Origin of the sequence: Aliihoeflea sp. 40Bstr573 (assembly GCF_024105655.1) — a bacterium.
Lineage (GTDB): Bacteria > Pseudomonadota > Alphaproteobacteria > Rhizobiales > Rhizobiaceae > Aliihoeflea.
This window is the reverse complement of record NZ_JAAAMH010000014.1, coordinates 53,058-70,745: the sequence shown is the minus strand read 5'-3', so window position 1 is coordinate 70,745 and position 17,688 is coordinate 53,058. Positions and strand designations below refer to the sequence as shown.

20 protein-coding genes are annotated in these 17,688 nt (G+C 64.3%); 10 read left to right on the top strand and 10 right to left on the bottom strand.

All coding sequences use genetic code 11. The features are described 5' to 3' along the window. Nucleotides 1-46: 46 nt before the first annotated feature. Complete coding sequence (gene carA, locus GTK01_RS15930) at nucleotides 47-1,246, bottom strand: glutamine-hydrolyzing carbamoyl-phosphate synthase small subunit (RefSeq protein ID WP_252927774.1); 1,200 nt, start codon at nucleotides 1,244-1,246, stop codon at nucleotides 47-49. Nucleotides 1,247-1,542: 296 nt separating this feature from the next. Between carA and GTK01_RS15925 the strand changes: the two genes are divergently transcribed. After that, complete coding sequence (locus GTK01_RS15925; protein ID WP_252927771.1) at nucleotides 1,543-1,992, top strand: GatB/YqeY domain-containing protein; 450 nt, start codon at nucleotides 1,543-1,545, stop codon at nucleotides 1,990-1,992. 137 nt (nucleotides 1,993-2,129) lie between these two features. Here the strand turns inward: GTK01_RS15925 and GTK01_RS15920 are convergent, their stop codons facing one another. The 5 genes from GTK01_RS15920 to GTK01_RS15900 are packed head-to-tail and all read right to left on the bottom strand — an operon-like array spanning nucleotide 2,130 to nucleotide 3,847. Beyond that, a complete protein-coding gene (locus tag GTK01_RS15920) occupies nucleotides 2,130-2,312 on the bottom strand; it encodes a hypothetical protein (protein ID WP_252927770.1) in 183 nt (60 codons plus the stop codon). After that, on the bottom strand, nucleotides 2,305-2,583 hold the full coding sequence (locus tag GTK01_RS15915) for an HlyU family transcriptional regulator (RefSeq protein ID WP_252927767.1): 279 nt from the start codon (nucleotides 2,581-2,583) through the stop codon (nucleotides 2,305-2,307). The genes GTK01_RS15920 and GTK01_RS15915 overlap by 8 nt, the downstream gene beginning before the upstream one ends. 55 nt (nucleotides 2,584-2,638) lie before the next feature. Beyond that, entirely contained in the window at nucleotides 2,639-3,064 is a 426-nt protein-coding gene (locus tag GTK01_RS15910) for a secondary thiamine-phosphate synthase enzyme YjbQ (protein ID WP_252927766.1), read from the bottom strand. After that, on the bottom strand, nucleotides 3,064-3,498 hold the full coding sequence (locus GTK01_RS15905; protein ID WP_252927764.1) for a GFA family protein: 435 nt from the start codon (nucleotides 3,496-3,498) through the stop codon (nucleotides 3,064-3,066). The genes GTK01_RS15910 and GTK01_RS15905 overlap by 1 nt, the downstream gene beginning before the upstream one ends. Nucleotides 3,499-3,556: 58 nt before the next feature. After that, entirely contained in the window at nucleotides 3,557-3,847 is a 291-nt protein-coding gene (locus GTK01_RS15900; protein WP_252927762.1) for a GYD domain-containing protein, read from the bottom strand. 430 nt (nucleotides 3,848-4,277) lie between these two features. Here GTK01_RS15900 and GTK01_RS15895 point away from each other — a divergent pair, with 430 nt between their 5' ends. The 3 genes from GTK01_RS15895 to GTK01_RS15885 are packed head-to-tail and all read left to right on the top strand — an operon-like array spanning nucleotide 4,278 to nucleotide 4,935. Then, nucleotides 4,278-4,541, top strand: a complete 264-nt coding sequence (locus tag GTK01_RS15895; RefSeq protein WP_252927760.1) for a hypothetical protein — start codon at nucleotides 4,278-4,280, stop codon at nucleotides 4,539-4,541. Next, nucleotides 4,538-4,795, top strand: coding sequence for a hypothetical protein (locus tag GTK01_RS15890; RefSeq protein ID WP_252927759.1), 258 nt, complete (start codon nucleotides 4,538-4,540; stop codon nucleotides 4,793-4,795). Before GTK01_RS15895 ends, GTK01_RS15890 begins: the two co-directional genes overlap by 4 nt. Further along, complete coding sequence (locus tag GTK01_RS15885; protein ID WP_252927757.1) at nucleotides 4,795-4,935, top strand: hypothetical protein; 141 nt, start codon at nucleotides 4,795-4,797, stop codon at nucleotides 4,933-4,935. The genes GTK01_RS15890 and GTK01_RS15885 overlap by 1 nt, the downstream gene beginning before the upstream one ends. 69 nt (nucleotides 4,936-5,004) lie before the next feature. Here GTK01_RS15885 and rpoD read toward each other — a convergent pair whose 3' ends face one another. Both rpoD and dnaG read right to left on the bottom strand, forming a co-directional pair. Next, nucleotides 5,005-7,023, bottom strand: a complete 2,019-nt coding sequence (gene rpoD, locus GTK01_RS15880) for an RNA polymerase sigma factor RpoD (protein ID WP_252927754.1) — start codon at nucleotides 7,021-7,023, stop codon at nucleotides 5,005-5,007. Between the two features lie 328 nt (nucleotides 7,024-7,351). Continuing rightward, complete coding sequence (dnaG, locus tag GTK01_RS15875; RefSeq protein WP_252927744.1) at nucleotides 7,352-9,271, bottom strand: DNA primase; 1,920 nt, start codon at nucleotides 9,269-9,271, stop codon at nucleotides 7,352-7,354. Between the two features lie 269 nt (nucleotides 9,272-9,540). Between dnaG and GTK01_RS15870 the strand changes: the two genes are divergently transcribed. Beyond that, the gene (locus GTK01_RS15870) at nucleotides 9,541-11,202 is read left to right on the top strand and encodes a Na/Pi symporter (RefSeq protein ID WP_252927742.1); all 1,662 of its coding nucleotides are present in this window, start codon (nucleotides 9,541-9,543) and stop codon (nucleotides 11,200-11,202) included. 104 nt (nucleotides 11,203-11,306) lie between these two features. On the opposite strand, the gene GTK01_RS15865 is transcribed toward GTK01_RS15870, so the two are convergent. Further along, complete coding sequence (locus GTK01_RS15865; RefSeq protein ID WP_252927741.1) at nucleotides 11,307-13,280, bottom strand: OmpA family protein; 1,974 nt, start codon at nucleotides 13,278-13,280, stop codon at nucleotides 11,307-11,309. A 180-nt stretch (nucleotides 13,281-13,460) separates the two neighbouring features. On the opposite strand from GTK01_RS15865, the gene GTK01_RS15860 reads away from it, so the two are divergent. From GTK01_RS15860 to GTK01_RS15845, 4 genes are all read left to right on the top strand, one after another. Then, on the top strand, nucleotides 13,461-13,907 hold the full coding sequence (locus GTK01_RS15860) for a YcgN family cysteine cluster protein (protein ID WP_252927811.1): 447 nt from the start codon (nucleotides 13,461-13,463) through the stop codon (nucleotides 13,905-13,907). A gap of 66 nt (nucleotides 13,908-13,973) precedes the next feature. Next, on the top strand, nucleotides 13,974-14,387 hold the full coding sequence (locus tag GTK01_RS15855; RefSeq protein WP_252927738.1) for a ketosteroid isomerase-related protein: 414 nt from the start codon (nucleotides 13,974-13,976) through the stop codon (nucleotides 14,385-14,387). A gap of 3 nt (nucleotides 14,388-14,390) precedes the next feature. Then, a complete protein-coding gene (locus GTK01_RS15850; RefSeq protein WP_252927736.1) occupies nucleotides 14,391-14,990 on the top strand; it encodes a GNAT family N-acetyltransferase in 600 nt (199 codons plus the stop codon). A 114-nt stretch (nucleotides 14,991-15,104) separates the two neighbouring features. Continuing rightward, entirely contained in the window at nucleotides 15,105-15,464 is a 360-nt protein-coding gene (locus GTK01_RS15845; protein ID WP_252927735.1) for a hypothetical protein, read from the top strand. 72 nt (nucleotides 15,465-15,536) lie between these two features. Here GTK01_RS15845 and GTK01_RS15840 read toward each other — a convergent pair whose 3' ends face one another. Further along, nucleotides 15,537-15,911 (bottom strand): DUF305 domain-containing protein, encoded by a 375-nt coding sequence (locus GTK01_RS15840; RefSeq protein WP_252927734.1) that lies wholly within the window; start codon nucleotides 15,909-15,911, stop codon nucleotides 15,537-15,539. A gap of 164 nt (nucleotides 15,912-16,075) precedes the next feature. On the opposite strand from GTK01_RS15840, the gene GTK01_RS15835 reads away from it, so the two are divergent. Beyond that, on the top strand, nucleotides 16,076-17,680 hold the full coding sequence (locus GTK01_RS15835; RefSeq protein ID WP_252927733.1) for a pilus assembly protein: 1,605 nt from the start codon (nucleotides 16,076-16,078) through the stop codon (nucleotides 17,678-17,680). Nucleotides 17,681-17,688 lie beyond the last annotated feature (8 nt).

Below are 17,688 nucleotides of genomic sequence, written 5' to 3'. Positions count from 1 at the left end.
CCGGGCAAGCATGCCGCGCGGGGTGAAGTCCCCGCGCGGGCGGGCATCATTCCGCCAATGCCGGCTCGCCCTTGCGCTCGCGGATGAGGTTCACGAAGCGGCGGAAGAGATAGTGCGAATCCTGCGGGCCGGGCGAGGCTTCCGGGTGGTGCTGGACCGAAAAGACCGGCTTGCCCGTCAGCGCGATGCCGCAGTTCGATCCGTCGAAGAGGGAAACATGAGTCTCCTCGACGCCTTGCGGCAGTGACTTCGAATCCACCGCGAAACCGTGATTCATCGACACGATCTCGACCTTGCCCGTGGTGTGGTCCTTGACCGGATGGTTCGCGCCGTGGTGGCCCTGGTGCATCTTCTCGGTCTTCGCGCCGACGGCGAGCGCCAGTATCTGGTGGCCAAGGCAGATGCCGAACACCGGCAGGTCGGCGCCGATCAGATCCTTGATGACCGGGACGGCATATTTGCCGGTCGCGGCGGGGTCGCCAGGGCCGTTCGACAGGAAAACGCCATCGGGCTGCATGGCGAGGATCGTCTGCGCATCGGTCGTGGCGGGAACGACGGTCACCTTGGCGCCGAGCCCGGCCAGCAGGCGCAGGATGTTGCGCTTGACGCCGTAGTCGATGGCCACGACGTGCATCGTCGGTTCGCCCTGGGTGCCATGTCCCTCGTCCCAGACCCATGGGGTTTCCGACCACACGGAGGACTGGCCCGAGGAGACGTCCTTTGCCAGATCAACATCGAGGAGGCCCGACCAGGCGGCGGCCTTGGCCTTCAGCGCATCCAGGTCGAAATTGCCGGACGGATCGTGCGCGATGACGGCGTTCTGCGCGCCGCGCTCGCGGATGAGCGACGTCAGCGCGCGTGTGTCGAGGCCCGAAATCGCGACGATGCCGCGCTTCTTCAGCCATTCGTCCAGCCCGCCGCCGGAGCGGTAGTTGGACGGCGCGGTGATGTCGGCCTTGAAGATCGCGCCGACGGCGCCGTGGCGGGCGGCCGGGTTCAGATCCTCGACGTCGTCGTCATTGGCGCCAATGTTGCCGATATGCGGGAAGGTGAAGGTGACGATCTGACCGACATAGGACGGATCGGTGAGGATCTCCTGATAGCCGGTGAGCGCGGTGTTGAAGACGACTTCGGCCACGCGCTCCCCGGTTGCGCCGGCGCCCTTGCCTTCGATGACCGTTCCATCGGCCAGCACCAGGACGGCGGTGGGCTTCTCGATGTTCCAAGGGGCAGTTCCAGCGGCCATGCGGTTCTCCAATCAACGTCGCGCGGGCAAGGTATGCCCTTGAAATGAGGTGCGTTCCGGGCCATATGGCGCAACGAAACGCACGGGTCGTGCCCCCCATTTGGGAACACCCCGTGCAAGACTCAAGTCGGTCCATGCAGGTGGCGGACAATAGGTGAAGGCGAAAGCCGGGTCAATTGCCGGAAACTGCGGTTCGTACCAATCCGAATCAATCGAATCAACGCGTTAGAGACGGGACTGATTGCCTCTGCAATCAGCGGACGTTATGGTCCGCTTCCCGACAGGAGAGACTAGCCATGCGCGAGAAAATCGCCCAGGCACTGAAATCGGCGCTCAGGAGCCAGGACAAGCGGCGCACATCGACGCTGCGCCTGATCCAGGCCGCGATAACCGATCGTGACATCGCCAATCGCGGGCAGGGAAAAGACCCGGTCAGCGATGACGAGATCACGCAGATTCTCGCCAAGATGGTCAAGCAGCGCGAGGAATCCGCGCGCGCCTTCGAAGAGGGCAACCGGCTCGAACTCGCCGAGCAGGAGCGCCAGGAAATCGAGATCATCCGCGACTTCCTGCCAAAGCAGCTCGGCGAGGACGACACGCGGCAGGCCTGCGCCCAGGTCATTACCGAAGTCGGCGCCGACGGGCTGCGCGACATGGGCAAGTGCATGGCTGCGCTGAAGGAAAAATTCCCCGGCCAGATGGACTTCTCCAAGGCCAGCGGGATGGTCAAGACGATGCTGAAATAGGAAGCCGCCGGGCGAAGACGTCCGTTGGCGAAGGCGCGGGGCCGGTGCGGCGACCCGCGCCTTTTTTGTTTCGCTGCTCGTGTGATCGACGCCGCTGACGCCCAAGCCGGGATGGGTGCCCGCCGGCAGCGATAGGTCTACCTGACGACGACGCGGCCCGATGTCGTGCCGACATAGGGGCCGGACGCGCCGATGCCGGCAGAGGAAGCGGTTCCACGCGCATCGATGCGGCCATCGGTGACGGTGGCCGTTCCGGCGCCGCCGAACACCGCGCAGCCGGGCAGGGCGAAGAGTGCGAAGGCGAGTGCGAGCCTAGCCAAAGATCCGGTCTCCCTGTTCGTCGATGACCTGCCGCGCCTTTCGGATGGTGGTTTCGGTCGCGTCGTCGAGTGAGGGGAAGCGGTCGGCGCGAATGAGCTTGTGCTCCTTTACCGAGCCGTCGATCTCCTTGGAGATGATGCCGCAGGTCTGGTACTGGCCGCCCTCCTGGAAGGGCCTGGGCTGGATGGTGTAGCCCTTGTATTCGAGCGTCTTCGCCGGGGTCTCGGCTGCCGGACTGGCGCCGCCGAACAGTTTCTTGAAAAACGACATCACTTCTCTCCTCGTTTCGAGGCGGATCTAGCATGGCCGGCCAGTTCGCCCAAATTCAGGCGAGGTGGAGCACGATCTCACGGCGATGCGGTCGCGCACGGTGCTCGAAAAGATAGAGCCCCTGCCATGTGCCGAGGAGCAGCCGGCCATCGCGGGCGGGAATCGAGAGCGACACGCAGGTGAGCGCCGCCTTGATGTGAGCCGACATGTCGTCCGGTCCTTCCGAGCGGTGGACGACAAAGGACATCGAAGGGTCGTCGGCCGGCGGCACGAGCCGCGCGAAGAAGGCATCGAGATCGCGCCGGACGTCGGGATCGGCATTCTCCTGAACGAGGAGCGAGCAGGAGGTGTGGCGCACGAAAGCGGTGAGAAGAGCAGGTTCCGTGCGGCCGGCAGCGGCGAGGAAGCGCGCCGCCTCGTCGGTGAACTCGTAGAGGCCCGCTCCCTGCGTTTCGATGGTGAGGATCGTCTGTCGCGCCATCAATCCACGACCTTGGACGCCTCGAAACGCAGGACGCCGGCAACGGCGCTCGCGCCCGGGGGGCGGTCGTTGGGATGCGTCTGGCCGTCATTGACGACCACTTCGGCGAAGTCGAACGGGCTGACGCCGTCGATGCACGCGACGTTGACGCCGTACTGGGACGGGTCCGAGCGGCGGCGGTGATGCGTGTAGATGCCGCAGACCGAGCAGAACCAGTGCTCGGCGACCCTCGTGTTGAACTGGTAGAGCGTGAGGAGCCCGGCGCCCTTTTCGACTTCGAAATCCTCCACACGCGCCGATACGGCGATTTCGCCGCGCATCGCGCAAAGCGAGCAGGTGCAGCGCCGTGCGGTGTTGAAGCCGTCGACGAGCTTCGTCCTGAACCGGACGGCGCCGCAACGGCAGCCGCCTTCGACCGTTTCTGATGCGCCCATGCCGTCTCCCTTGTGCGTTGTCGACAAGGTGGACCGGCCGGCTGTGCGCCGCAAGCCTTCAGAGCTTCGCTATGATCTCGCGATAGGCGGCCTCCGGGAAGGCCTTCAGCGTACGGGTGCGCACGTTGCCGCCCTTGCTGAGCTGCAGGGCGAAGCGCGCCGCAACCGCGTCGTCGGGCGCTTCGCACACGGCGACGAGATCGTGCTCGCCCATCGTCATCCAGATGTCGCGGAACGTGCCGCCCATGTCCGACAGCAACTTGCGGGCTGCGTCGAGACGCTGCGGGGAATCGCTCACATTGCGGATCCCCTGGTCGGTCCAATCTACGAGAACGATGTAGGTCGTCATTTTGCACCTCCCTGCGTGCCGCAGGGGCGAGAGGCCGCGCGCGGCACGGCACTGACTTGAAGTTGACGCCCGTACTATGCGCCCGATGCAACCGGCGCACGATCCATCGATCAGTCTACGGCATCGCTTCTGGGGCGTACCCGGTGCCCGGCTAGCACTGGAAATCTCGGGGGCGTCCGAGACAGATCAGCAAAAGGCAGTCGGGCCCGCGATCGTCAGCCTGGCTGGCCGATAGTTGCCCATCCGGCCTTAATTGCGGCTGATTTGCGGCATGCTCATACAGGCTACCAGATGGAAATTGCTGCCGAGCAGGCGAGATGCCGTGCGGCGCTGCGTTGTCCGTTGATTTTCGACCAGACAGGTTTTCGGCCGGGCAACCCTTGTGGGTGGCTCTGTTTGGATATCGGGCCTGGTGGAAGGACCCAACATCATGACCACCCGGACCAGATCGTCCACGACCCGCTTTGCCGCGCCGTTCACACTGCGCGGGATCGGGCAGACGCTTCCTGCTGGCGAATACCGCATCGACCGCGATGAAGAGTTGATCGACGGTCTTTCATGGATCGCGCACCGATCCGTCGCAACTTACATCCACCTGCCGTCCATCGACCGGGCATCCCGTCCGACGCAGATCGTCGAGATCGATTCGAACGATCTGGAAGCCGCCATCGTGAAGGACAACGCGACGCAATGATCCGATTTCAATCCGCACGCGGCCCGCGCATCGAGGCGGTCCATCGCTTCTCGGTCGGGCAGGCCGTTCATCTCAAATCATGGTTTGCCAAGCCGCTGCGCACCGACGAGACGTACAGCGTGATCGACTGCCTGCCGGCTCACGACAATGAATTCCAATACAAGATCCGCGCCGCGGGCGAACGACACGACCGCGTTGCCGGCGAAGGCGCGCTCGAACTGATCGAAGCGGCAAATGCGAAAGGGAGGAACTGATGGCCAAGGGGCAGAAGCGTTCGAGCAAGGAAATCCGAAAACCGAAGCAGGCCAAGCCGGCCGCGGCCCCGGTGGCTGCGTTCGGCAAGCAGGTCAAGGACCTTGCAGACAATGGCAAGAAGGGCGGCGCCAAATCCTGAGGACTGTGGCTCTCGGCGACGCGACGCTCGTAATATGAAAAAACCCGGCTCAAGGCCGGGTTTTTTTGATCAACTGTCCAGGAACGAGCGCAGTTTGCGCGAGCGGCTCGGGTGCTTGAGCTTGCGCAGGGCCTTGGCCTCGATCTGGCGGATGCGCTCACGCGTCACCGAGAACTGCTGGCCGACTTCTTCGAGCGTGTGATCGGTGTTCATGCCGATGCCGAAGCGCATGCGCAGGACACGTTCCTCGCGCGGGGTGAGCGAGGCCAGGACGCGGGTGGTGGTCTCGCGCAGATTGGCCTGGATCGCCGCGTCGATCGGCAGGATCGCCATCTTGTCCTCGATGAAGTCGCCGAGGTGGCTGTCCTCCTCGTCGCCGACCGGCGTTTCGAGGGAGATCGGTTCCTTGGCGATCTTCAGGACCTTGCGGACCTTTTCGAGCGGCATGGCGAGCTTTTCGGCCAGTTCCTCCGGCGTCGGCTCGCGGCCGATCTCGTGCAGCATCTGGCGCGAGGTGCGCACGATCTTGTTGATCGTCTCGATCATGTGGACCGGGATGCGGATCGTGCGTGCCTGATCGGCGATCGAACGGGTGATCGCCTGCCGGATCCACCAGGTCGCATAGGTGGAGAACTTGTAGCCGCGGCGGTACTCGAACTTGTCGACCGCCTTCATCAAGCCGATGTTGCCTTCCTGAATCAGATCAAGGAATTGCAGGCCGCGGTTCGTGTACTTCTTCGCGATCGAGATGACGAGACGCAGGTTGGCCTCGACCATTTCCTTCTTGGCGATGGCCGCTTCGCGCTCACCCTTCTGGACCTGGTTCACGATCTTGCGGAACTCGAGGATCGAGATCGCGGTCTCTGTGGCGAGATTCTGGATCTCGGCACGGATGTCGCGGATCGTGTCCTTCTCGTTCTTGGCGAATTCCTTCCAGCCGCGCGCCGACAGATTGGCGATCGACTTCATCCAGTTCGGGTCGAGTTCGGAGCCCTGGTACTGCTGGAGGAAATCCTCGCGGCGCACACCGTAGCTTTCGGCCAGACGCAACAGCCGGCCTTCGTTCTGAACGAGACGCTTGTTGATGTCGTAGAGCTGCTCGACAAGCGATTCGATGCGCGCATTGTTGAGCGACAGCGACTTGACCGCCGTGATCAGCTCGTCCTTGAGCTTCTTGTAGGAGCGCTCCTGGCTGGACGAAAGCGCACCGGTCTGGGCGAGGCGGGCCTCGACCTGCTGATCCTGGAGCTTGCGAAGCTTCTTGTAGGTCGACGCGATGACGTCGAGCGTCTCCATGACCTGCGGACGCAGTTCGGCTTCCATCGCCGCCAGCGACAGGTTCGCCTCGTCCTCGTCGTCGTCTTCCTCTTCGCCGCGCGTGTCGCCGCCGACATTGGTGATGTCGTCGTCCTCACGGCCGCGCCTGGCCTTGTCGTCGACCTTCGGCTTGTTGTCTTCTTCGGTGCGCTCGACGATCGGCGCCTGCTTGGCCTCGGGGCCGGCATAGGTCGCCTCAAGGTCAATGATCTCGCGCAGGAGGACCTTGGCTTCGTTGAGCTCGTCGCGCCAGATGATGATGGCCTGGAAGGTCAGCGGGCTTTCGCAAAGGCCCGCGATCATCGTCTCGCGGCCAGCCTCGATGCGCTTGGCGATGGCGATCTCGCCCTCGCGCGACAGAAGCTCCACCGAACCCATCTCGCGCAGATACATGCGCACGGGATCGTCGGTGCGGTCGGTCGGCTCTTTCTTGGTCGTGGTCGCCGCGACGGCTGTGCCGGTCTGCTCGGCAAGCTCGTTCGCTTCTTCCTCGGCGTCGCCTTCCTTCTCGCGATCGCCGTCTTCCGCGTTCTCGTCATCCTCGACGACGTTGATGCCCATGTCGGACAGCATCGCCATCGTGTCTTCGATCTGTTCGGACGTCACCTCCTCGGAGGGAAGCACGGCATTGAGCTCGTCCATGGTAACGAAGCCGCGCTTCTTGGCGAGCTTGATCATTTTCTTGACTGCGTCGTCGGAAAGGTCGAGCAGCGGACCGTCGGTCCCGCCTTCACGCTCGTTCTCGACCTCTTCCTTCTCTTTAGTCGCCATATGTTGTTCTCCAGGCGGCCATCAGGCCATTGGAAGCCTCAGCGGCTCTCGTCGGGGACATGGGTGCAGATGCGCGGACCGCGCTTTTCGACCGCGCATACGCGCGTTCACGTAAATGCGCTGTTAACCCTGGTAGCGAAACCGGCGTGCCCAACCCGATCAAAACCAGTGTACCGTCCCGTTATCCGTCTTCAATGCGGGCAAACCGCTCGTTAATGGTTCGTGGTCGTCCTGATTCCGTCATTCAGGCGGAAGGTCAAGCGGCTGTGACACGATTCGCCGCAAAAAAGCGAATCAATTGCCTTGCCGGCGCTCGGCGGTCCAGCCGTCAGGCCCGGCCCGCACGACCCGATTGGACCCCGAAACCTTCGATGAGCGCCTCGGTGGCCTGCACGTCTCGCAACTGGGACTGCACATCGACGAGATGACGGTAATTTTCCTCCGTCGGCTCGGTGGCAAGCGCGGTCTCGGCTGCTTTTAACTCCCTATGTAGAGACTGAGCCGCCTGCTGCAAGTATAGGGCCTGCTGAAAGGCGTCGCGTGCGTCGTCCAGTGCCGCCTCGGGCAGGGCGGTCCACAGCCCCGCGCCCTTGACCTGCAGCAGGGCACGTTCCCAGATCTCGACGATGCCGCAGGCGCGGACGTGCTCGATGAGCGTACCGGCCTTGCCGGTCAACCCGTGCGCCGCGGCGTCGACGATGCACGCCTTCAACTGACGCAGTTCCGCGCTGGTGATCGACAGCCGGTCGATCTCGTCGAAATATTCGTCGACGAGGTCGGGGTGGTTGGCGAGCGTGACGAGGATCAACGTCTCGCGCAGCGGCATGGCGGAGGCGGCAGGGCGGACCATGGAGGAGCGGGCAAGGGTCTCCGAGACGGCGAAGCGCTGCTTGCCCATCTGGCCGGGGCCGCCGGGACGGCCCTGTCCGCCGCCCTTTTCGAAACGCGGGTTTTGCGGGCGGGTCGATCCGAAGAAGCGGATCACGCGGTCGCGCATCTCCTGGTGGTAGTGGCGACGGACATCCTCGTCCTTGATCTGGAAGGTGAGTTCGCGCAGGCGCTTTTCGAGGTCGGCGCGGCGCTCGGGCGTGTCAAAGGTGGAACTGCCCGTCTCTCGCTGCCACAACATGTCGGCGAGCGGGCGCGCCTCGGCAACGATGGCCCGGAAGGCTTCCGCACCCTCGGCCCTGACGAGATCGTCGGGGTCCTGGCCGTTCGGCAGGAGCGCAAAGCGCAGCGTGCGGCCGGCCTGGACGAGCGGCAAAGCGAGGTCGGCGGCGCGGAATGCGGCCTTCATGCCGGCCTGGTCGCCGTCGAAGCACAGGACGGGCTCGCCGGACATGCGCCAGAGCAGTTCGAGCTGGTTTTCGGTGAGCGCCGTGCCGAGCGGAGCGACGGCATTTTCGATGCCGGCCTGCGCGAGCGCGATGACGTCCATGTAGCCTTCGACGGCGATCACCGTTCCGCCGCGGGCAACGGACGCACGGGCACGGGCGAGATTGTAGAGCACCTGTCCCTTGTGGAAGATCTCGGTGTCGTTGGAGTTCAGATACTTGGCGGGCGCGTCGGCGGACATGGCGCGGCCGCCGAAGGCGATGACGCGGCCGCGCGCATCCTCGATCGGAAACATGATGCGGTCGCGGAAGCGGTCGTAGGAGACGGGAATGTCCGGGCCGTGGACGACGAGGCCGCAGGCCTCGATCTGGCCTTTCTCCACACCGCGCGCGGCCAGATGCTCCTTCAGCGCATTGCGGCTTTCGGGCGCGTAGCCGAGGCGGAACTTCTGCTGCGTGGGGCCGACGAGACCGCGCTCGCGCAGATAGGCGCGGGCCTTGGCGCCGTCCGCACCTTGCAGCCGATCCTGGAAGAACTGCGTCGCCATTTCCATGACGTCGGAGAGCGAGGCGCGCTCGCGCTCGCGCCGTTCTTCCTGCACGTCGCGGGCAGGCATCGGCACGCCGGCCATGTCGGCGATGCGCTGGACCGCTTCGGGGAAGGCGAGGCCGTCATGATCGGTCAAAAAGCGGAAGTGGTCGCCCGAAACACCGCAGCCGAAACAGTAGTAGCGGCCTTTCTTGTCCTCGCAGTGGAAGGAGGGGGACTTTTCTCCGTGGAAGGGGCAGCAGGCCCAATAGTCGCCGCGCTGGGCGTTGGTTTTGCGGCGATCCCATGTGACGCGCGCCCCGATCACCGAGGAGATCGGCACCCGGTCGCGAATCTCGTCGAGGAAGGAAGGTGAAAATCGCATCTGGGTTCTGCTCGCTTTGTCCTGCATATAGAGCCGAACCGCGCGCCGCGCGAGACGATTGCGGGTTCATGCCCGTGATTCACACCCTTCACGCGTCGCAACTGGACCATGGAAGCGCGCTTGCGTGCCGATCGCGGCCGTGCGATTCCTGTTAATCGACTAAAGAAAAAGTCGCGGGCAGAACCGCGCGAGAGCAAAGCTGATTTCATGATTTCATTCTGCAGACGCTTCAAGCCGTCCCTGGCCGCCTCCCTTTCGCAGGCCCGGTCGTGAGCGGGTCGGTCGTTCTCCTCAACCTCGCCGGCGCGGTCGCGCTGCTCTTGTGGGCCACGCGCATGGTGCGCACCGGCGTCGAGCGGGCCTATGGCGAGGTGCTGCGCCGGCGGCTGCGCGCGACACTGCGCAATCCGCTGGCAGGCGTCGTCGCGGGCACCGGGCTTGCGATCGCCCTGCAAAGCGCCACCGCCGTCGCGCTGCTCGTCGGCTCGTTCGTGGGCTCGGGCATCGTCGGCGGGGCAGCGGGGCTCGTCGCGGTGCTCGGCGCCGACCTCGGGTCGGCCATCGTCGTCAAGATGCTGTCCTTCGATCTGAGCCTGCTGGTGCCGATCTGCCTGTTTTTCGGCACGGCGATCTTCATGACCACGGAGCGGCGCTCGTGGCGCCAGTTCGGGCGCATCCTCGTCGGCGTCGGCCTGCTGCTCCTGTCGCTCAGGCTGATCGGCGAGGCGTCCGAGCCGCTGCGCGAAAGCCGGCTCCTGCCGGTAATCGTCGATTTCCTCGCTGCCGACCCGATCACCGCCTTCATCGTCGCGGCGATCATGACCTGGCTCTTCCATTCGAGCGTCGCCGCGATCCTCTTGATCGTCGCGCTGGCCGCGCGCGACCTCATTCCGGTCGAACTTGGCATCGTGATGGTGCTCGGCTGCAATCTGGGAGGCGGGCTGATCGCGGCGATGCTGTCGCGCGCGATGGCGCCGCAAGGGCGCTCGGTGCCGATCGCCAATCTCGTCCTGCGCGGCATCGGCGCGGTGACAGCGCTGATCGTCATCGCCTTCGTCCATCCGCCGCTCGACCTTCTCGGCGGCTCGCCCGAGGTGCAGCTTGTCAACGCGCACATCGCCTTCAACCTGGCGCTGGTGATCGTCGGACTGCCGGTGGCGGGCATCGTCCATCGGCTGGTCGCAGGGGCGCTGACGGCGATGCAGCCGCAGGCACTCATCGACCTCGAGGACCAGCCGGTCTCTTCGCTCGATGCGTCCGTCCTCCACAATCCGCCACTGGCGCTCGGCAACGCGACGCGCGAGGTGATGGCGATCTGCGATACGATCGAGATCATGCTGACCAATGTCATGGAACTCTACGAGGAGGCGGACAAGCCGAAGATCGCGGCGCTGACGGCGCTCGACGACCGCGTGGACGAGCGCCATGCGGCGATCAAGCTCTATCTGGCGCGCATCAGCGCCTCGCAGATGAGCGAGGACCAGGCGCTGCGCTACCAGGAACTGCTCGGCGCCTGCGTGAAGCTCGAACAGGTGGGCGACATCATCGTGCGCAACATGCTGGCGCAGGTGAAGAAGAAGCTGGAGCGGGGCGTGTCGTTTTCGCAAGACGGGCTCGACGAACTGCACGAGATGCATGCGGCGGTGCTGGCCAATGCCCGGCTCGCCTTCAACGTGCTCGTCTCGCGCGACCGGGAGACGGCGCGCCAGCTCGTGCAGGAAAAGGAACGTCTGCGCGACCTTGAAAAGAACTCCAGCCAGCGTCATTTCGACCGGCTGCGCCTGGGCACGGCCGAGAGCGTCGAGACGAGCTCGATCCATCTCGACACGATCCGCGACCTGAAGCAGATCAACTCGCTGCTCGCCTCGATCGCCTATCCGGTGCTCGAAGAACATGGGCTGCTCAGGGACAGCCGGCTGAAAGCAATCTGAAAAGAGAAGAGCCCGGTCGCTGGAGGACGACCGGGCTCTGATGCCTCTCCCCGCCGGGCCTAAGCCCGAGGGGGATGGGGCAGGGAACCTTGTATGTAGGTGCCTTACTGCGCCTGCGCCACCGGGGCGACGAGCTGGGTAATGCGGCGGATCGCGACGCGACGGTTGCGACGCTCTTCTTCCTGGGTGTTCACCTTCAGGTACTGCTCGCCATAGCCCTGCGTGACCAGGTTCTCCGGCGGAATGTCGAAGAAGTCCGTCAGAGCGACCGCGACCGCTTCGGCGCGCTGGTCGGAGAGCGCCAGATTGGCGGCATCCGAACCGACGGCATCCGTGTGGCCTTCGATCAGGAAGGTCTCGGCCGGGTTTTCCTCGAGCATGCGTGCCATCGCATCGGCTACACCCTGCAGACGGGGAACCTCGCTCTGGGAAATGCTGGCCGACCCGAAGTCGAAGGTCAGCGTGTCGAGGTCGACGCGGCGGGCGATGTCGCGAACGCGCGAGGAGTATTTCACTTCATCGATCGTATAGACCTCGCGGACCTGCTCGACCGGCGGCTGATCCAGGAATTCGTAGTAGATGTCCGGATCTTCCACGCGATTGGCTTCCAGAATATACTGGCTGACGGGAATCGTCAGTGCCAGCGGCGGAAGATCGCGGGCCGGGTCGCGCCAGCGACGCGGACGCTCGTCGTCAAAACGGCGATCGTCGGCATAGACCAGCACGTATTCGCGTCCGTCCGGCGAGAAGCGCGAGCGCTTGATGACGTCGCCGTAGCGGTCGCGGATCGTGACGATCTCGATGCCGTTTGGACGAACGATCACCTCACGGGTGCGGCCACGCGGAAGCTCCTCGTAGTAGACCTCGTCGGCACCGGCCGTCAGACGGGGGCGGTCGTCGCTCTGGATGACGGTGGTGTTGTTGAAGTTGACGATGAAGCGGTTGTCCATCTCGCGAACGACTTCCGCTCCCTCGCGGCGTTCACGACGACGTTCGCGAACCTCCGACTCTTCCAGACGGCGGCCTTCCTCAGCACGCAGGGACTGGACTTCGATTGGCCGTTCGAGAGCCTGTGCATCCAGCTCGGAAGTAGGGGCAGGTCCGGCCGGACGGGCACGACGTGCGCGCTCTTCCTCGATCTGCTGGGGCGTTTCGCCTTCAGCGGCGGCTTCGGCTTCGAACGCGGCCTCGGCCTCGGCCGGCTCCAGCTTCTGCGAATCGAGGATCGGCGCGAGGTCTTCGGTCTCCTCGAAGGCCTGCTCCGGGGGAATTTCGACCTGAAGGGCTTCACCTGGCTCGGCCGGCTGGGTGACGGCGCCTTCGACTTCGACTTCACCTTCGGCCGGAGCTGCGCCCTCGACGGGAGCCTGTTCGGTCGGGGCGGCGCCCTCAGCGGGAGCGGCATCTTCGGCAGGGGCTTCCTCAGCCGGAGCCGCGTCAGCGGGAGCGGGTGCTTCCTGCGCAGCCGGTTCTTCAGCCGGAGCTCCTTCGGCGGCGGGCTGTTCAGCCGGCGCCTCTTCCGGAGCGGGCGCTTCTTCTGCTGCCGGAGCCTCTGCCGGGGCTTCCTGCGCGGCCGGTTCTTCAGCTGGAGCTTCTTCGGCAGCGGGCTGTTCAGCCGGCGCCTCTTGCGGGACGGGCGCTTCCTCGGCTGCCGGAGCCTCTACCGGCGCCTCCTCGGCGGCGGGTTCTTCGGCCGGGGCTTCTTGGGCAGCAGGTTCTTCAGCCGGGGCCTTTTCAGCCGCGGGTGCTTCCTCGGGGGTCGGCTCTTCGGCTGGCGCTTCCTCGGCGGCGGGCGCCTCGGCCGGGGCTTCCTCGGCGGGGGCCTCTTCTACGGGTGCTTCTTCCTCTACGGGTGCCTCTTCAGCGGCATCCTGAGCTTCCTGCGCTTCACGCTGCAGGCGCTGCTCTTCCGTCTCCTCTGTCGCCTGGGCGAGGATGACCGGCGCGTTGAGCTGCCCATCCTTCTGCAAGGCGTCGAAATCCGTTCGTGCGCCGGCAAGCGGTGCCGCGCCGAGCTGAGCGGTGGCCATGATCAACCCGAGGGCGGTCCCGGCCAATATCCGCGACTGTCTCTTCATTAGAGTGTGCTCCTGAAAGTAGGTCCCAACCCGGCTTCAACAGAAAGACCAGCTTTTTGTTCCGGTTTGGCGGGAAAACGGGCTTCCGGAAGGCCATTTGACGGCAATGCGGGGGCAAATCGGTCGACCTCGGGGGCAATGCGGCTTGACCGGGACAGGGCGCGGGTCCACATCGGCGCGATGTCCGATCCTTTCTGGAAAACCAAGACGCTCGAGGCGATGACCACGCCGGAATGGGAGTCGCTTTGCGATGGCTGCGGCAAGTGCTGCCTGTCGAAGCTGGAAGAGGAGGACACTGGCGACATCTACTGGACCAGCATCGGTTGCCGCCTTTTCGACGCCGACAAATGCCGTTGCTCCGACTATCCGGGGCGGCTGGCCAAGGTGCCCGACTGCGTGAAGCTGACGCCAGAAAAGGTGCGCACGCTGCCATGGCTGCCCTCGACCTGCGCCTACCGACTGGTCGCGAATGGCGAGGACCTGAAATGGTGGCACCATCTCCTCTCTGGCTCACGCGAGACCGTGCACGAGGCCGGAATCTCCGTTCGCGGCAAGGTGACCGCGCTCGAGACCGACATGGAAAGCGTCGACGACTATTTCGACCACATGCTGGACGAGGAGCCATAAGGCGCTTGCGCGCGCTTGGGCATCCGCCTACCTGCAATTCCCCGACCTCGAACCAAGGAACCACCGATGAGCCAGACCGAAGCCAAAGTCCTGATCGAGCGCTATCTCGAAGCCTTCAATGCCGGCGACAGCCAGGGGATGCTCGACTGTCTCGACGAGGATGTGGCGCACGACATCAACGAAGGTGGCCGTGAGATCGGCAAGGACAAGTTCAAGTGGTTCCTCGGCATGATGGACCGCCATTACAAGGAAGAACTGGCCGACATCGTCATCATGACCAACGAGACCGGCAGCCGCGCGGCGGCGGAGTTCACCGTGCACGGCGAGTATCTCTCCACCGCCGAAGGGCTGCCCGAGGCGAACGGCCAGCGCTACTCGGTGCCGGGCGCGATCCTGTTCGAGATCGACGGCGGTCGCATCTCGCGCGTGACGACCTACTACAATCTCAAAGACTGGATCGCGGCGGTCTCCAAGGGCTGAACGGTGAGCATCACAGTCCGGCGCCTGGCGCGCGAGGAAGTCGAAGAGCGCATCGACGACCTCGCGGCGCTGCGCATCGAGGTCTTCCGCGCTTATCCTTATCTCTATGACGGCGACGTGGCCTATGAGCGCGACTATCTGGCGACCTACATGGATGCGCCGGGCGCGGTGGTGATCGGCGCATTCGACGGCGAGGAACTCGTCGGCGCGGCGACAGCCTCGCCGCTCGGCGAGCACCATCCAGAATTTGCGAAACCCTTCGCCGACCGTAGTCTCGACGTTCGCGATTTCTTTTATTTTGGAGAATCCGTCCTCAAGGCTCGCTATCGTGGCGCGGGGATCGGCGTGCGCTTCTTCGAGGAGCGGGAACGGGCTGCGCGCGAGGCAGGTTATGCGAAGTGCGTCTTTTCCGCTGTCGTGCGGCCAGTGGACCACCCGATGCGACCGGCGGATTACATGCCGCTCAACCGGTTCTGGGAAAAGCGCGGATATCGGCGGATCGACGGGCTCGTCACATCCTTTTCCTGGCGGGACGTCGGCGCGGGCGAAGCGAGCGAAAAGCCGATGGAATACTGGATGAAGGATATCGTGCCGGCCAGATGAACGGTGCATGAACGCTAGATTTTGAACGGGTTCAGCTTGGCTGAGCCATTCTCTCCCCATCGCTCACGAGCGAGACGAGATGCCTGATCCGCATCTGCCACGAGGAGAGACACGATGTTCAAATTCGCCAAGATGGCGGCTCTTTCCGCGCTGGTCGGCCTCGGCACGATGGCCGCGGCGCCGGTCCAGGCCAACGCCACCAGCCTTCAATTTCACGGCAATGCCAGCGTGGTCACCGTCCAGTGGGGCAGCCGCCACCATCGCGGAGACCGCTGGCACCGCGGCGGACCGCGCCACCACCGCCAGGCCTGCACACCCGGCCAGGCCGTCCACAAGGCTGCGCGCATGGGGCTGCGCGATCCGCGCGTCGTCAACGCCAACCGCAACGTGATCCGCGTTGCGGGACGGGCCTGGCGCCATGGCCGCACGGCGATCGTCTTTGCCCGCGCGCCGAACTGCCCGGTCATCCGATAGACCCGCGAGACTGATCCGCGGAAGACGGAAGGCGTCGGACCGAAGAGGTCCGGCGCCTTTCGCGTGTTGGCGCTAGTCTGTGTCGTTGGCCTTCAGCCAGGTTTCGAGTTCAGCGATCTCGCGTTCCTGCGCCTCGATGATTTCCTCGGCGAGCTTGCGCATCTGCGGGTCGTCGCCTTCAGCCAATTGGACGCGCGCCATGTCGATCGCCGCCTGGTGATGGGGAATCATGCCGCGCGCGAAGTCGATGTCGGCGTCGCCCGAATATTCCATCGCCGCCATGTCCGCGTGCATCGTCTCCATCGCGGCGCGATAGGCCGCGGTCGACGCGGCTTCGTCTGCGGCGGGGGCATGGCCGGCATGGTGTGCGTCATGCGCGGGCTGCGCCGAAACGGGCAGGGGCCCCAGCAGCAGGGCCGAAAGGGCGAGGGGCAATAGCAGTTTCATCCGCTTCTCCAATCGAGGTGCAAGCCGGACCGTAGGGTCTCCACCAACTGGAAACTCAAACGATTTTTGCAATGCGCCATTAACGACGTCCCTCAACCCGACCTTCAGAATTGCGGACTACGACTGACTCCCTTCAGGCAGAACAAGCTTCAGGGGAGCGAGAGTTGATCGACGTTCTCAAATCTTTCATGCGGGATCGCGAGGGCAACTACGCGATGATGCTGGGCGTGCTGGCGGTTCCGCTGGTTGGCGCGGTCGGGCTGACCGTCGACTATACCAATGCCATGAACGTGCGCTCATCGCTGCAGAACGCGGCGGATTCGGCCGTTCTGTCGCTGGCGCGCGCCCATTACGGCACGCTGAGTGAAGCCGAGGCGTTCCAGATCGCCGCCGACATGCTGGCCGCCAATTTCGCCGGTTCCTACAAGAATCTGACAATCGACAGGAATGGTAACGAATGGCGGCTGGGCGCAACGGCCGTGGCCGACAATCCCTTCGCCCTGTTCAAGGCCGGCAGCACGATCGACATGAAAATCGAATCGCGTGCGGCCTATAGCGACATGAGTTACGAGATCGCGCTCGTTCTCGACACGACAGGCTCGATGGAAGGCGCCAAGCTCGCCGATCTGAAGATCGCGGCGAAGACCATGGTCGAGACGATGACCGAGGACATTTCCGACACCAGCAAGATCAAGTTCTCGCTGGTGCCGTTCTCCACCTTCGTCAATGTCGGCCCGCAATTTGCGCCGACCTTCAGGAACGATGGAACCTTGGAGAGTGCCGGGGCAAGCTGGCTCGACACCTGGGGACAAAACCCAGCCACGAATGGCGACCTGCCGGCCGGCCTCAGCCGCTTCCAGCTCTATGATCTGATGGGCAAGACGTGGCCGGGCTGCGTGGAAACGCGCGATCCCGTCAACTATAAGGCCTACGACACGACGCTCGCCCCGGTCAGCAGCGATCCGCGCAGCCTGTTCGTGCCGACCTTTCACATCGACGACAGCGACAGCTACAGCGCGCGGCCGAACAACTGGCTGAACGATTCCAGCCGTGCCGTCTCGGTCGACGGGAACGCCTCCTCCCTGGCGAAGCGGCTCGCCGTCTATGGCGTGCCCTATGCGAACGGGCAGGTCGGCGAGCGCTCTACCTGGCGCAAGCCGACCATCAACGACAGCTCTTCGCGCTACTATTCCAACTATTCGGAACCGATGGGGCCGGGCTTCTTTTGCGACAGCAAGCCGATCGTTCCGCTGACGACGGACTACGGCAAGATTCTCGACGCCATCGACGGGCTGAAAGCGCTCGGCAACACGAATATCTTCGAAGGCATGATGTGGGGCTGGCGCACGCTTGACGATGCAGAGCCCTTCACCGAGGGCCGTCCCCGGAACGCGCATAACAACGAGAAGATCGTCATCCTCTTGACCGACGGCAACAACGCCTGGAACAGGATGAGCAACAACCGCTATTCGTCCTATTCGAGCTTCGGTTTCCTTGCCGACCAGAGGCTGGTGGCGCGCAACAGCAACGATTCCACCATCAGGTCGGCCATGGACAGCAAGACGCTGGCAGGCTGCACCAATGCCAAGGCGGACGACATCACGATCTACACGATCCGCCTCGACCTGCAGGATTCGAACTCTGCCAACTTGATGCGCGACTGTGCGACCACGCCGCAGCACTTCTTTGACGTGCCTGATTCTTCGACCCTGCAATCCACCTTCGAAGAAATCCGTCATCGGATCAACCGGGTGCGAATCACAAGCTAAGGCGTCCA